The sequence below is a fragment of the Anaeromyxobacter sp. SG66 genome (assembly GCF_022690805.1).
GTDB classification, from domain to species: Bacteria; Myxococcota; Myxococcia; order Myxococcales; family Anaeromyxobacteraceae; genus Anaeromyxobacter; species Anaeromyxobacter soli.
Genome location: NZ_JALCZC010000030.1, coordinates 35,146 through 47,740, shown reverse-complemented (window position 1 = coordinate 47,740; position 12,595 = coordinate 35,146). Strand labels below are relative to the sequence as shown.

At 75.0% G+C, this 12,595-nt stretch carries 13 protein-coding genes, 1 pseudogene and 1 riboswitch; of the genes and pseudogenes, 8 read left to right on the top strand and 6 right to left on the bottom strand.

Annotated elements, in window-relative coordinates:
- From MNZ39_RS10945 to MNZ39_RS10915, 7 genes and pseudogenes are all read left to right on the top strand, one after another.
- Positions 1–836 (top strand): annotated as a pseudogene (locus MNZ39_RS10945) (nitrite/sulfite reductase); the annotation flags it as partial.
- A gap of 73 nt (positions 837–909) precedes the next feature.
- A riboswitch (SAM riboswitch) is annotated at positions 910–985 on the top strand.
- A gap of 37 nt (positions 986–1,022) precedes the next feature.
- Entirely contained in the window at positions 1,023–2,300 is a 1,278-nt protein-coding gene (thrC, locus tag MNZ39_RS10940) for a threonine synthase (RefSeq protein ID WP_242338313.1), read from the top strand.
- A gap of 17 nt (positions 2,301–2,317) precedes the next feature.
- Entirely contained in the window at positions 2,318–2,593 is a 276-nt protein-coding gene (locus tag MNZ39_RS10935; RefSeq protein WP_242338311.1) for a MoaD/ThiS family protein, read from the top strand.
- Between the two features lie 4 nt (positions 2,594–2,597).
- Positions 2,598–3,764 (top strand): molybdopterin-synthase adenylyltransferase MoeB, encoded by a 1,167-nt coding sequence (gene moeB, locus MNZ39_RS10930; protein ID WP_242338309.1) that lies wholly within the window; start codon positions 2,598–2,600, stop codon positions 3,762–3,764.
- A 2-nt stretch (positions 3,765–3,766) separates the two neighbouring features.
- On the top strand, positions 3,767–4,735 hold the full coding sequence (gene cysK, locus MNZ39_RS10925) for a cysteine synthase A (protein WP_242338307.1): 969 nt from the start codon (positions 3,767–3,769) through the stop codon (positions 4,733–4,735).
- Positions 4,732–5,688 carry a PLP-dependent cysteine synthase family protein gene (locus tag MNZ39_RS10920; RefSeq protein ID WP_242338305.1) on the top strand — a complete coding sequence of 319 codons (957 nt, stop codon included), beginning with the start codon at positions 4,732–4,734 and terminating at the stop codon, positions 5,686–5,688. The genes cysK and MNZ39_RS10920 overlap by 4 nt, the downstream gene beginning before the upstream one ends.
- On the top strand, positions 5,685–6,128 hold the full coding sequence (locus tag MNZ39_RS10915; protein WP_242338303.1) for a Mov34/MPN/PAD-1 family protein: 444 nt from the start codon (positions 5,685–5,687) through the stop codon (positions 6,126–6,128). Before MNZ39_RS10920 ends, MNZ39_RS10915 begins: the two co-directional genes overlap by 4 nt.
- A gap of 130 nt (positions 6,129–6,258) precedes the next feature.
- Here the strand turns inward: MNZ39_RS10915 and MNZ39_RS10910 are convergent, their stop codons facing one another.
- The 5 genes from MNZ39_RS10910 to MNZ39_RS10890 all read right to left on the bottom strand — a co-directional run bounded on the left by MNZ39_RS10910 (position 6,259) and on the right by MNZ39_RS10890 (position 10,375).
- Complete coding sequence (locus MNZ39_RS10910) at positions 6,259–7,092, bottom strand: DUF3014 domain-containing protein (RefSeq protein WP_242338301.1); 834 nt, start codon at positions 7,090–7,092, stop codon at positions 6,259–6,261.
- A 7-nt stretch (positions 7,093–7,099) separates the two neighbouring features.
- Entirely contained in the window at positions 7,100–8,116 is a 1,017-nt protein-coding gene (locus MNZ39_RS10905) for a bile acid:sodium symporter family protein (protein WP_242338299.1), read from the bottom strand.
- 109 nt (positions 8,117–8,225) lie between these two features.
- Complete coding sequence (locus MNZ39_RS10900; protein WP_242338297.1) at positions 8,226–8,801, bottom strand: bifunctional 2-polyprenyl-6-hydroxyphenol methylase/3-demethylubiquinol 3-O-methyltransferase UbiG; 576 nt, start codon at positions 8,799–8,801, stop codon at positions 8,226–8,228.
- A 93-nt stretch (positions 8,802–8,894) separates the two neighbouring features.
- Positions 8,895–10,058 carry a Xaa-Pro peptidase family protein gene (locus MNZ39_RS10895; protein ID WP_242338295.1) on the bottom strand — a complete coding sequence of 388 codons (1,164 nt, stop codon included), beginning with the start codon at positions 10,056–10,058 and terminating at the stop codon, positions 8,895–8,897.
- A 122-nt stretch (positions 10,059–10,180) separates the two neighbouring features.
- Positions 10,181–10,375 (bottom strand): hypothetical protein, encoded by a 195-nt coding sequence (locus MNZ39_RS10890; protein WP_242338293.1) that lies wholly within the window; start codon positions 10,373–10,375, stop codon positions 10,181–10,183.
- Positions 10,376–10,508: 133 nt separating this feature from the next.
- Between MNZ39_RS10890 and MNZ39_RS10885 the strand changes: the two genes are divergently transcribed.
- A complete protein-coding gene (locus MNZ39_RS10885; RefSeq protein ID WP_242338291.1) occupies positions 10,509–11,024 on the top strand; it encodes a GNAT family N-acetyltransferase in 516 nt (171 codons plus the stop codon).
- A 14-nt stretch (positions 11,025–11,038) separates the two neighbouring features.
- Here the strand turns inward: MNZ39_RS10885 and MNZ39_RS10880 are convergent, their stop codons facing one another.
- On the bottom strand, positions 11,039–12,568 hold the full coding sequence (locus MNZ39_RS10880; protein WP_242338289.1) for a hypothetical protein: 1,530 nt from the start codon (positions 12,566–12,568) through the stop codon (positions 11,039–11,041).
- Positions 12,569–12,595: the final 27 nt, after the last annotated feature.

The following is a 12,595-nucleotide window of genomic DNA, read 5'->3' as shown; positions in this document are numbered from 1 at the left end:
CGGCGGTCCTGCCCGTGCTCGCGCCGTCGCCCGCGGCGCTCGCCGCGTTCCGCGCGACGAACGTCCGGCCCCAGCGCCAGCCCGGCTTCTCCGCGGTCACCGTGTCGCTCCCGCAGGGAGACGTCACCGCCGCGCAGCTCGAGGTGCTCGCGGACCTCGCGCTCGCGCACGGCGACGGCGCCGTCCGCTTCGCGAGCGACGGCAAGGTCCTGGTGCGCTGGGTGCCGTCCGACGAGGTCCCCGCCCTGTTCGCGCGGCTCGCCGCGGCGGGGCTCGGGCGCGACGGCGCGCGGAGCGCCGCGGACGTCGTCGCCTGCCCCGGCGCGGACGTGTGCCGCCTCGCCGTGACGCGCACCCGCGGGATCGCGCGGCTCGTCGAGGAGCGCGTCCGGCAGCGGCTCGGCGCGCCCGGCCTCGCCGCCGCGCTGCCGGTCCACGTCTCCGGCTGCCCGAACGGCTGCAGCCAGCACCACCTCGCCGCCATCGGCCTGCAGGGGAGCGCGCGAAAGCTCGGCGGCCGGGCGGTCCCGCAGTACTTCGTGCTCGTCGGCGGGGGCGCGGAGGACGGCGTCGCGACGTTCGGGAAGCTGGCGGGCAAGGTGCCCGCGCGGCGCGTCCCCGAGGCCGTGGAGCGGCTCACGGCGCTGTACCTCGCCGAGCGGCGCGAGGGCGAGGCCGCCGGGCCGTTCTTCTCCCGCGCGCTCGATCGCGTGAAGGCCGTCGTCGCTCCGCTCGAGGCGCTCAGGCTCGAGGACGCCGCGCCGGAGGACTTCGTCGAGCCCGGGGCGAGCGACGACTTCAGCCCCGAGACCCAGGCGGGCGAGTGCGCCGCCTGAAAATGGAGATCCTCCGCTTGACGGGAGGCTCGTCCGCTAAATAGGATGACCACCGATCGCCGCAGCCGCGGCGATCGGAGTCCGTGGCGATTTGCGGCGTATTGCGGCCACGTTAAACCAACCGCTAAAAAGCCCCTCCCCGGCTGCCTGCAGTGCCGTCCGGCGAGGGAGAAGGAAGTCTCCAGCATGTCCTCGTCCCTCGCGGCCGCGCCCCGCGCGGCGTCCGCTTCAGCGGATCCGCACCGTCCGGAGCTGTCCCCCCTCGTCTGCCGCCGCTGCGGCGCGCGCTTCGAGCCTCGCCCCGTGGCGGTGTGCGAGGAGTGCGTCGGGCCCCTCGAGCCGGCGTACGAGAGCGACCGCGTCCTGCCCACGCGCTGGCAGATCGAGGCGCGGCCCCGCTCGATCTGGCGTTACCGCGAGTGGCTCCCCATCCTCGGCGAGCCCGTCCTCTCGCTCGACACCGGCTTCACGCCGCTCGTGGACGCGCCGGCGCTCGCCCGCGCGCTCGGCGTGCGGCGCGCGCTCGTGAAGAACGACGCGGTCTCCCACCCGACCCAGTCGTTCAAGGACCGGGTGGTGGCGGTGGCGCTGAACGCCGCGGCGGGGCTCGGCCTCGACACGGTCGGCTGCGCGTCCACCGGCAACCTCGCGAACGCCGTCGCCGCGCAGGCGGCGCGCGCCGGGCTCGCCGCCTGGATCTTCATCCCCGAGGACCTCGAGCTCGCGAAGATCGTGGGCACCGCCGTCTACGGCCCGCGCCTCGTGCGCGTGCGCGGCACGTACGACGACGTGAACCGGCTCTGCGCCCAGGTGGCGGATCGCTTCGGCTGGGGGCTCGTGAACCTGAACCTGCGCAGCTACTACGGCGAGGGCTCGAAGACCATGGCCTTCGAGATCGCGGAGCAGCTCGGCTGGCGGCTGCCCGACGCGGTCATCGCCCCGATGGCGGGCGGCTCGCTCGTGACGAAGCTCGACAAGGGCTTCCACGAGCTCGCCGGCGCCCACCTCGTGGACGGGCCGCTGCCGCGGATGTACGGGGCGCAGGCCGCCGGGTGCGCGCCCATCGTGAACCTGTTCGAGAAGGGCGGCGAGGCGATCGAGCCCGTGGTCCCCCGCACCATCGCCCGCTCGATCGCCATCGGGAACCCGGCGGACGGGCCCTTCGCGGCGAGGGCGATCCGCGCCTCGGGCGGCGCGGCGGCGGCGGTCACCGACGAGGAGCTCGTGCGCGGCATCCGCCTCCTCGCCGAGACCACCGGCGTCTTCACCGAGACCGCCGGCGGGGTCACCGTCGCCGCAGCGCTGAAGCTCGCGCGCGAGGGTAAGCTGCGCGCGCAGGACGAGCTCGTGCTCTGCATCACCGGAAACGGTCTCAAGACCATCGACGCCGTCGTCCCCGCCCTGCCGGAGACGCCGGTCATCTCAGCGAAGCTCCGCGAGGTCGCGGCGCTCGTGGACGCCTGATCCGAGGAGAGACGAAGATGCCCATCACCTTGAGGCTCCCCGCCGTGCTCGCGAAGGCCGCCGGCGGAAAGACCGTCCACGAGGCGCGCGGCGCCACCGTCGGAGAGGTCGTCGGCGACCTCGCGGGCCGCTTTCCCGAGCTCGGCCCCCGGCTTCGCGATGCGAAGGGCGAGCCGTACCCTTACGTCATCTTCTACCTGGACGACGAGGACATCCGGTTCCAGCAGGGCTTCGCGACGCCCGTGCCGGACGGCGCCGAGATCGTGGTCGTCCCCGCCATCGCAGGAGGCTAGCGAGATGTCCATCGGCCGCACCGCACAGGAGCTCCCGCCGCTGTCGCAGGAGGAGATCCTCCGCTACAGCCGCCACCTCATCATCCCGGAGGTCGGCGTCGAGGGTCAGCGCCGCCTCAAGGCGGCGCGCGTGCTCATGGTGGGCGCGGGCGGCCTCGGCTCGCCCATCGGGCTCTACCTCGCCGCCGCGGGCGTCGGCACCCTCGGGATCGTCGAGTTCGACGTGGTGGACGCGACGAACCTGCAGCGCCAGGTGCTGCACGGCACGAAGGACGTCGGCCGCAAGAAGGTCGAGTCCGCCCGCGATCGGATCCGCGATCTCAACCCGCACGTGGAGGTGGTCGCGCACGAGGCGTGGCTCACCTCCGAGAACGCGCTCGAGATCATCCGGGACTACGACCTCGTGGTGGACGGCACCGACAACTTCGCGACGCGCTACCTCGTGAACGACGCGTGCGTGCTGCTCGGCAAGCCCAACGTCTACGGCTCGATCTACCGGTTCGAGGGCCAGTCCACGGTGTTCTGCACGGACGCGGGCCCCTGCTACCGCTGCCTCTACCCGGAGCCGCCTCCCCCCGGGCTCGTGCCCTCCTGCGCGGAGGGCGGCGTGCTCGGGATCCTGCCGGGCCTCGTCGGGCTCGTGCAGGCGACCGAGACGGTGAAGCTCATCGCCGGCATCGGCGAGCCGCTCGTCGGGCGGCTCCTCCTCGTGGACGCGCTGGGGATGCAGTTCCGCACGGTGAAGCTCCGCAAGGACCCGCGCTGCCCCGCCTGCGGAACGCGCGAGATCGAGGAGCTCATCGACTACCAGCAATTCTGCGGGATCCGCGGCGGCGAGGACGAGACGGCCGGCGTGCCCGTCCTCACGGTCGCCGAGCTCGACGAGCGGCGGCGCGGCGGCGCCGACCTCGACCTCGTCGACGTGCGCGAGCCGCACGAGTGGGACATCGGCCGGATCGAGGGCGCGCGCCTCGCGCCGCTCTCCTCCTTCGCCGACGCGCTCCGCACCTTCGACAGCGCGCGCGACGTGGTCCTCTACTGCAAGAGCGGCGTGCGCAGCGCGAAGGCGGTGCGCCAGCTCCAGGAGGCAGGGTTCAAGCGCGTGTGGAACCTCGAGGGCGGCATCCTCCGCTGGAGCGAGGAGATCGACCCCACCGTGCCGCGGTACTGACCGTGCCCGCCTCCGCGCGCCCCCGCGCCGCCCCGCCGCTCGAGACGATCCTCGACGCCGTGGGCGGCACGCCCGTCGTGAAGCTCCGCCGCGTGGTCCCTCCCGGCGCGGCGGAGGTGCTCGCGAAGCTCGAGTCCATGAACCCGGGCGGCTCGGTCAAGGACCGCATCGCGGTCGCCATGATCGAGGCGGCCGAGCGCGACGGCCGGCTCGCGCCCGGGGGGCGCGTGGTGGAGCCGACGAGCGGGAACACCGGGCTGGGGCTCGCGCTCGTCTGCGCGGTGAAGGGCTACCGGCTCACGCTCGTCATGCCGGACTCGACCTCCCTCGAGCACCGGCAGGCGCTCGAGGCGTACGGGGCGGAGCTGGTCCTCACCCCCGCGGAGGCGGGCATGCCGCCCGCGGTGGCGCGGGCGAGCGAGCTCTCGCGAGAGACCGGCGCGCTCCTCCTCCAGCAGTTCGAGAACCCGGCGAACCCGCAGGCGCACCGCGACGGGACCGCGCGCGAGCTCCTCCTCGCCCTCGACGCGCTCGGCGGGCCGTTGGGCGCCTTCGTCGCAGGCGTCGGGACGGGCGGGACGCTCACCGGCGTCGCCGGGGTCTTGCGGAGGGAGCGCCCCGGGACGCTCATGGTCGCGGTCGAGCCCGAGGCCTGCGCCGTCCTGTCCGGCGGGACTCCCGGCCCGACGCGGATCCAGGGGCTGGGCGCGGGCTTCGTCCCGCGCGTGCTCGACCCGGCCGCGTACGATCGGGTCGAGCGGGTGAGCGACGAGGAGGCGTGGGCGATGAAGCTCCGGCTGGCCCGGGAGGAGGGGCTCCTCGTCGGCACCTCGAGCGGCGCGGCGGTCGTCGCTGCGATCCGGGTGGCGCGCGAGCTCGGCGCGGGCCACCGCGTCGCAACCGTGCTGCCCGACACCGGCGAGCGCTACTTCTCCGCGGCGGAGTGGTTCGCGCGCGAGGCCGCGCGATGACCGCGCCCGGCCTCCGCCACGGCGCCGCGCCCGTCGAGACGGTGGCGCGGCTCGTCGGGAGCACGCCGCTCGTGCGGCTGCGCCGCATCGGGGCGGAGCTCCCCGGCATCCGCCTCTACGCGAAGTGCGAGTTCATGAACCCCGGCGGCTCGGTCAAGGACCGCCCCGCGCTCCGCATGATCGAGGCCGCGCTCCAGGACGGGCGCCTCGGGCCCGGGCGCACCCTCGTCGACTCCACGAGCGGCAACACCGGCGTCGCCTACGCCTGGATCTGCGCGGCGCTCGGGGTCCGCTGCGCCCTCGTCATGCCGCGCAACGTGAGCGCCGCGCGCAAGCGCATCGCGCAGGCGTTCGGCGCCGAGCTCGTGTTCTCGGATCCGCTCGAGGGCTCCGACGGCGCCATCCGCCAGGTGCGCGAGCTCGTGGCGCGGGAGCCGGATCGCTGGTTCTACCCGGACCAGTACGGGAACCCGGAGAACCCGCGCGCCCACGAGCTCGGGACCGCGGTGGAGATCGCCGAGGCGCTCGACGGCGGGGTGGCCGCGTTCGTGGCCGGGATCGGCACGAGCGGCACGGTGATGGGGACCTCGCGCGGGCTGCGCGCGCTCGCGCCGGGGGTGCGCTGCCACGCGGTCGAGCCCGCCGAGCCGCTCCACGGCCTCGAGGGGCTGAAGCACATGGAGAGCTCGATCGTGCCGGCGATCTACGACGAGGCCGAGCTCGACGGGAAGATCTCCATGCCCACCGCGGAGGGCTGGGCGATGGCCGAGCGCCTGGGTCGCGAGGAGGGGCTGCGCGTCGGGCACTCGAGCGGCGCCGCGGTGGCCGGGGCGCTCCAGGTGGCCGAGCGCATGGCGGCGGCCGGCGAGCGGGGTAACGTCGTGACGGTCCTGCCGGACCGCGCCGACCGCTACTTCGAGCCGCGCCGCTGGGACCGGAGGATCACCTGGTGACCTACGGCCCGGAGCTGCTGGCGCGCCTGCGAAAGCTCAGCGAGGCGGACCCGGAGCGCGAGGTGTGCGGGTTCGTCGTCCGCCGCGGCGACGCGCTCGAGGCCCTCTCGCTCCCGAACGTCGCCGACCGCTACCACGCGCTCGATCCCGCGAGGTTCCCGCGCACGAGCCGCGAGAGCTACCTCATGGATCCGCGCGCCCAGCTCCGCGTCCACGAGGAGCTCGAGGCGAGCGGCGGCGAGATCGTGGCCGTGTGGCACTCGCACGTGGAGGTCGGCGCCTACTTCTCCGCCAAGGACCGGGCCGACGCGGTGGTGGACGGCCAGCAGCTCCTGCCCGGCGCCGAGTACCTCGTCCTCGGAGTCCGGGGAGGGCGCGTCGACGAGGCGCGGCGCTACCGCTTCGACGCGGGCGATTTCGTCGAGGCGAAGCTCGACTAGCCCGCCGCGAGTCGAATCGATCTCGACCCCGACCTCTCGACCCCGACCTCTCGACCTCGACTGCTCGACCTCGACTGCTCGACCTCGACTGCTCGACCTCGACTGCTAGCGAGGCCGAGCCCACACCCGCCTATCGCGTCGCCGGCGAGGGCGCATCGAGCGCGGGGGGCACGGGCATCCCGAGCGCCTCGAGGAGCTGGCGCGCCTTCCCCTGCACGATGCGCGTGTTTCGCGGCCCCATCCTGAGCAGGTGCTTCTCCACCTGCGGCGCCGTCTCGAGCCGCTCGTCCTGGAACAGGAACACGCCCTCGCGCTCGACGACCGGAACGTCCCCCTCGACGACCGGCGCCGCCGCGAGCCGGCCGAGGGCGCGCGCGGTGACGTCGTCGAGCGACGCCTCCGGATAGCCGAGCGCGCGGTAGGCGAGCTGGAGGACCCCGTGGAGCGAGCGGTAGACGCGCGCCGCCTCGCGGGCGTCCACCGAGGCGATCGCGTCGCCGAAGGCGTCGTAGCGCGCGTACGAGGCCGGGTCGATGACGGTCTCGGCGCCACGCCGCTGCACCGAGAACGGACGCTCCGGCCGGAGGGGGTCGAGCTGCTTCCGGGGCGAGACGCCCTCCGCGAGGTTGTCGAGGAGCACGGCGGCGCGCCGGACGACCTCGCCCTGCGCGAGCGTCCGCCGGTAGAGCTCGCTCTGCGAGACCGTGTCGGCGAGCGCGCGCGCCTCGGGGTCGCTGACGTTCGGCCCGAGGTCCGCCGCCCGCACCGGCGGGGCTGCCGGCGACGCCGCGGGCGAGGTCTCGCCGGCCGGCGACGCGGGCGCGGCGGCCGGCGGGGTCTGCTCGGTGCGCCCGCCGAAGCGCCGGCTCGCCCAGAAGCCGGCAGCGCCGAGCACGACGAGGATCGCGACGACGAGCGGCGCCCTGCTGGGCCGACGGAGCGTGGTCTTCGGGGTCTCGTCCATGCGTGCCTCACTCGTGAGCGGCCGCGGGGGCCGGGGACGGCGCGCCCTGGAGGCGCCGCGCGTAGCGCTCCGCCAGGATCGAGCCGACGAACAGCTGGAGCTGATGGTAGAACATGATCGGCAGCACGATGAGGCCGAGCCCGGGGTGCGCGCCGAAGATGAGCTTCGCCATCGGCACCCCCGAGGCGAGCGTCTTCTTGGACCCGCAGAACACCGCGGCGATCTCGTCCTCCTTGTCGAGCCCGACGAGCCGCGCGAGGCGCGTCGAGAGCGTCAGGACCACCGCGAGGATGAGCGCCGCCCCCGCGACCGCGATCGCGAGCACGGAAACGCCGTGCTTCGTCCAGAGCCCCGCCCGGACCGAGTCCGAGAACGACACGTAGACGAGCAGCAGGATCACGAGCTTGTCGAACGTGCTCGCGTGCCGGTGCCAGCGCTGGAACCACGCGCCGAGCGCCGGGCGGAGGAGCTGACCGAGGACGATGGGGAGGAGCAGCAAGGTGGCGATGTCGAGCACGGCGCGTCCGACGGAGAGCGACTCGCCCGAGGTGGACGCCCACACGCTCACGAGCAGCGGCGTCGCGATGATCCCGATGAGGCTCGACAGGGTCGCGTTGAAGATCGCGCCGGGGACGTTCCCGTGCGCGACCGCCGTCATCGCCACCGAGGAGGAGATCGTGGAGGGCAGCGCGCAGAGGTAGAAGAAGCCGAGCAGCAGGTCCTCCGGCAGGAACCGCCCGAACGCCGCGGCGAGCACGAGGCCCACGATCGGGAACGCCACGTAGGTCATGGCCTGCACGACCGCGTGCAGCTTCCAGCGCATCATGCCGGCGCGCAGGCGGTCGCGGGAGAGCGCGAGCCCGTGGAAGAAGAAGATGCCGAAGATGCCGGCGTTCGCGACGCGGTCGGCGTGCAGCGGCCCCCCGCTGCGGCCGAGCTCCGGCAGCAGCGTCGCGAGCACGACCGCCGAGACCATGCCGGCGAGGAACCAGTCCCGGGCGAGGCGGCGCAGCCGTTCGATCACGCGGTGACCTCCACCGACAACGAGTAGCACGAGCGGCCGGGTCCAGCCGGGTGACTTGGAAGCGCGCCCATTCCCCTGGCCTCCCGCGGGGCGCGCCACGCGGCCTTCTTCACCCGGCGGCCGCCGCGGGCTTCCGCGCGACGAGCCGCGCCTCGTGGCGGCCCGACTCGAGCCAGCCCTCCTCGTAGCGGACGACCTCGAGCCCGCGGACGAGCGTCGGGAGCTCGCCGTCCTCGAGGAGGTGCGCCGGCCCCGGGCGCGCGTGGCGCTCGAGGTTCCTCCGCGTCGCGTGCGCGACGACGAGGAGTCCTCCCGGCGCGAGCTCCGCCGGGATCGCCGAGAGGAGCGGCCGGTGGAGGAAGTACGTGCAGAGGACGAGGTCCCACGGGCCGTGCGGCAACGGCGACGCCTCGAGATCGATCCGGAGGGTCGCGAGCGAGAGCCCGCGCCGGCGCGCCTCGCGCGCCGCGCGCTCGAGCGCGACCTCCGAGACGTCGGCGAGCGTGACCTCGAGCCCGCGCCGGGCGAGCCAGAGCGCGTTCCGGCCCGAGCCGCCCGCGACGTCGAGCGCCCGACCCTGCCGCGGGAGGAGCGCGTCGAGCGCGTCGAGGAGCGGCGAGGGCTCGGGGATCGCGTCCTCGTCCCGGTACCGCGCGTCCCACCGCTCGCGATCGCCCTCGGCCACCCTCTTCTTTCTAGTCGAGGCGCGCCGCGAGAGCGCCGGAGGGAACGGGGGCTCGGGAGGGGCGAGCCGCAGGCGAGCGCCCCACCGGTACGATCAGACGACCATCACCGCGTCCGGCAGCTCCGTGATCCGCTCCCCGCCGCCCTCGCCCACCGCCCAGGTGTTCTCGATCCCGATGGCGCCGAGCCCGGGGAGGACGAACTTGGGCTCGACGGCGAGCACCTGCCCGCGCACGAGCGGCACGTCGAGCCCGGGCGCGAGCACCGGCAGCTCGTCCAGCTCGAGGCCGACGCCGTGGCCCACGAAGCGCGCCTGCGCCCCCGGCGGTCCCATGAAGCGATCGCCCAGCCCCTCCCGCTCGGCGAGCGCCTTCGCGCGCGCCCAGAGCTCCGACGGGATCGCGCCGGGCCGGAGCCCCTTCACGACCTCCTCCTGGATCGCGAGCGCCACCTCGAACGCGCGCGCGAGCTCGGGGGCGAGCCGGCCGCACACCGCGATGCGGGTCATGTCCGTGACGTAGCCCGCCTTCATCGCGGTGTAGTCGAGCAGGATCGGCACGTCCCCCGGCACGGGCTCGACCGACGCGCCGAGCGGGGAGGACGGCGACAGCCCGCGCCCGGTGACCGGCCCGTCGAAGTAGCTCGGGGCGGTGGCGGAGCCGGCGGCGAGCGCGAGCCCCATGAAGAACTCCTGGTTGAACCCGCGCAGCCGCGGGCTCCCCTCGTTCCCGGCCTTGCGCATCCGGTACTCGAGCTCCGCGGCGAGATCGACCTCGCGCATGCCGGGGCGGAGGAAGGACGGGATCTCGCGGAAGACGCCGCAGAGGAGCGCCGCGGTCTCGCGCATGCGCTCGAGCTCCCAGGGGGACTTCACGCTCCGCTGCACGCGGAGCGCCATCGACACGTCCGCGAGCTCCGCGCCGAGCGCGCGCGCCCAGAAGCGCTCCACCGCGCCCGGGGCGACGTCGAAGGTGAACCCTACCCGACGCGGCCCGCCGAGCGCCGCCGCGAGCTCCTTCGAAGCCGGGAACGGGCGGACGTCCGCGAGCGGGCTCTCCGCCCGGGCGCGCTCGAGGCTCTTGCGCACGAGCAGGACCGCGTCGCCGCCCGCCGGCACCCACAGCGCCGCGTTCTGGCGCGTGCCGGCCAGGTAGAAGACGTCGGTCGCGTGGACGAGGACCGCGCCGTCGAGCCCCTGGGCGCGGAGCGTGTCGCGAAGGGCGTCGAGGCGGGCCCGGCATTCGGTGGCGGGGGTCATGTGGTCAGCATGGACGGGACGGGGCGCGCCCTGCAACCGGGGGCGCCGTGACCCGGGCGCCACTCCCGGAGCTCCTCACCCTCGGTGACGGCGTCGCATTCCCCGACGCCGCCGCGTCGCGGCTACGGCCTCGTCGAGAGCCAGACGAACGCCCCGATCAGCGCGACCAGCGCCAGCACGGCGACGACGATCGCCCCGGCGCCGCCCTTCCGCTCGACACGGTAGCGTTCGAGGCCCGGGCTCGCGAGGCGAGCGCGGACGGTGTCGTCGAGGTAGCGCCGGGCGGTATCCCCGAGGCGTGGCATCTTTGCGGCCATCCCATCACCCCTTTCGTCGCGAGCCATCCTACCGCACGGACCGGCCCGTCTCGGCGGCGCTCGGGGACTCACCGCCGGGGCGAGCGCGACCCGGCGCCCGCCGGCGGCGAGGCACATGGGCTACCGTGGTGGGATGAGCGAGATCGAGATCCGCCGGGCCCGCCCCGAGGACGCGCCGGCGCTCGGGCGGATGGGGGCGACGCTGGCGCGCCTCCACAACCGGATGGACTCCCGGCGCTTCTTCGCGAGCCCGGGGATGGAGGAGGGCTACGCCTCCTGGCTCGCGCGCGAGCTCGCGAGCCGGAAGGCGGTGGTGCTCGCGGCGGTGTCGCGCTCGCGCGGGCGCGAGCAGCTCGTGGGGTACGCGTACGGCCGGCTCGAGGGGCGAGACTGGAACACGCTGCGCGACCCCTGCGGCGTCGGCGTCGATCTCTACGTCGCGCCGCGCGCGCGCCGCCGTGGCGCGGGCCGCCTGCTCCTCGAGGCGCTGGTGCGCGAGCTCGGCCGGCGCGGAGCCCCACAGGTCGTCATCCAGGTCGCGGCGCGGAACGGCCGTGCGCTCGCGATGTTCGAGGGGATGGGCTTCCGCCGGACGGTGGTGGAGCTCGCGATCGATCCCGCCGAGCTCCGGACGCCCGGCGCGGAGTGACGGCGGGACCCGCGTCAGGCGACGCGCGGGCCGGCCGGAGCGCCGGACGACGGCGCGACGCGAGGAGCCCCCCACGCGGCGTTCCGGTCGTGCATCCCGGCGAGCATGCCGATCATCCCGGTCATCGCCTGCTCCGGGCTCGAGGTCCCCCCGATCGCCGCGTAGACCCCCGCCGCGACCGCGTGGGCGGCGTACGCCCCCTCCGCGTACCTCCCCGCCTCGACGCGCGCCTTCCCGGTCCGCGCCCCTGCTCCCTCGAGCTCTCGACGCAGCTCGGCGACGACGGCCTCGTCCTGGTCGCGCCAGTCCTGGAGGTCGCGGAACGCACGTCCGTCCAGCGCGCGGAGCCGCGTCTGCGCGATCGCGCGCGCCACCACGGCGGCCGAAGCCTTCGCGACGCCGGCCGTGACCGGAAACTCGCCGAGGCGAATCCTCCCGAGGTCGCGATCCGCCTCGGCGGTCAGGCGGTCCGCCCACCGCGTCGCGCCCTCGAACGACAGGAGCCGCACGGTCTCCGCCGCGAGGTACGCGCGCGCGATGTCCGCCGGATGCGGATCCTCCGTCCTCCCGACGTTCCGCAACGTCCCCGCGCCGCCCGCGGCCCCGTTCATCGCCCGGAAGTACCCGACGAGCCCGACCGCCGCCGCGGGCCCCATGTTCAGCACGCCGAGGACGTCCGACGCCGTCTCCTCGATGCGGTCCGCCCAGTAGTCGGCGAGGGCGAGCCCCATCTTCTCGCCGAGGAGCCGCTCTCGCACCACCCGCGCGAGCTCGTCGCGCAGCCCGTCGTCCGCCTCGAGGAGGTCGTGTCCCGCCGTCTCGTGCGCGAGGGCCGGCCACGCGAGGATCCCCGCCGAGGCGTTCGCCGCCGGGAGGCTCACCACCGCCGCCTCCACGCCGAGCGTCTCCGTGGCCGTCGCCGGCCAGGTGTACGGGCCGGTCTCGGCGCTGCCCCATCGCACGAGCGGCGGGACCACGCCGTGATCGGGCGGCTTCACGCCGCGGCGGTCCTCGGCGGACAGGAACCCCTCGTAGAGATCGCTCACGACCTCCTGGAAGGCGGCCGTCGCGCGCGCCGCGTAGCCCTCCCCGTGCTGGAGCACCGCCTGCGCGACGTCGAGCAGGAGGCGCGCGGCCCCCTCGCGCTCGGGATCCTCCGCGAGGACGCGGGCGAACCCGCGCGCGCCGAGCCGATCGAGCGAACGCAGGAGCGGGTCCGCGACCTCGCGCCGGTAGCTCGGCGGGAGCTTCGCAGCCGCCCGCTCGAGCCGCGCCCTGAGCGAGGCGAAGGTCGTCGGATCCGGCGGGCCGTCCCCGCCCGCGAGGGCCGCCGTGCGGGCGTCCGCGATGCAGGCGGCGAGGCCCGCGAACGACAGCGGGTCGGAAGGCGAGCGCGGCGCGACGGCGCGGAGCGGCGCGACGCCGTTCGCAGCGTGAAGCGGGTCGCGACGGAGCTCCGGACCGGGGTGCGGGGCGGCCTCGGGCAGCTCGGCGGCCGGGGCGAGGCTTCGGACGGATGCAGCGGAGACGGTTCTCGGGAACATGTGCGCCTCTGGGTGTGGGGGATCGCG

Coding starts and splice junctions, on each gene's coding strand:
- thrC (WP_242338313.1), top strand. CDS start 1,023: ATGTCCTCGTCCCTCGCGGCCGCGCCCCGCGCGGCGTCCGCTTCAGCG.
- MNZ39_RS10935 (WP_242338311.1), top strand. CDS start 2,318: ATGCCCATCACCTTGAGGCTCCCCGCCGTGCTCGCGAAGGCCGCCGGC.
- moeB (WP_242338309.1), top strand. CDS start 2,598: ATGTCCATCGGCCGCACCGCACAGGAGCTCCCGCCGCTGTCGCAGGAG.
- MNZ39_RS10920 (WP_242338305.1), top strand. CDS start 4,732: ATGACCGCGCCCGGCCTCCGCCACGGCGCCGCGCCCGTCGAGACGGTG.
- MNZ39_RS10910 (WP_242338301.1), bottom strand. CDS start 7,092: ATGGACGAGACCCCGAAGACCACGCTCCGTCGGCCCAGCAGGGCGCCG.
- MNZ39_RS10895 (WP_242338295.1), bottom strand. CDS start 10,058: ATGACCCCCGCCACCGAATGCCGGGCCCGCCTCGACGCCCTTCGCGAC.
- MNZ39_RS10890 (WP_242338293.1), bottom strand. CDS start 10,375: ATGGCCGCAAAGATGCCACGCCTCGGGGATACCGCCCGGCGCTACCTC.
- MNZ39_RS10885 (WP_242338291.1), top strand. CDS start 10,509: ATGAGCGAGATCGAGATCCGCCGGGCCCGCCCCGAGGACGCGCCGGCG.
- MNZ39_RS10880 (WP_242338289.1), bottom strand. CDS start 12,568: ATGTTCCCGAGAACCGTCTCCGCTGCATCCGTCCGAAGCCTCGCCCCG.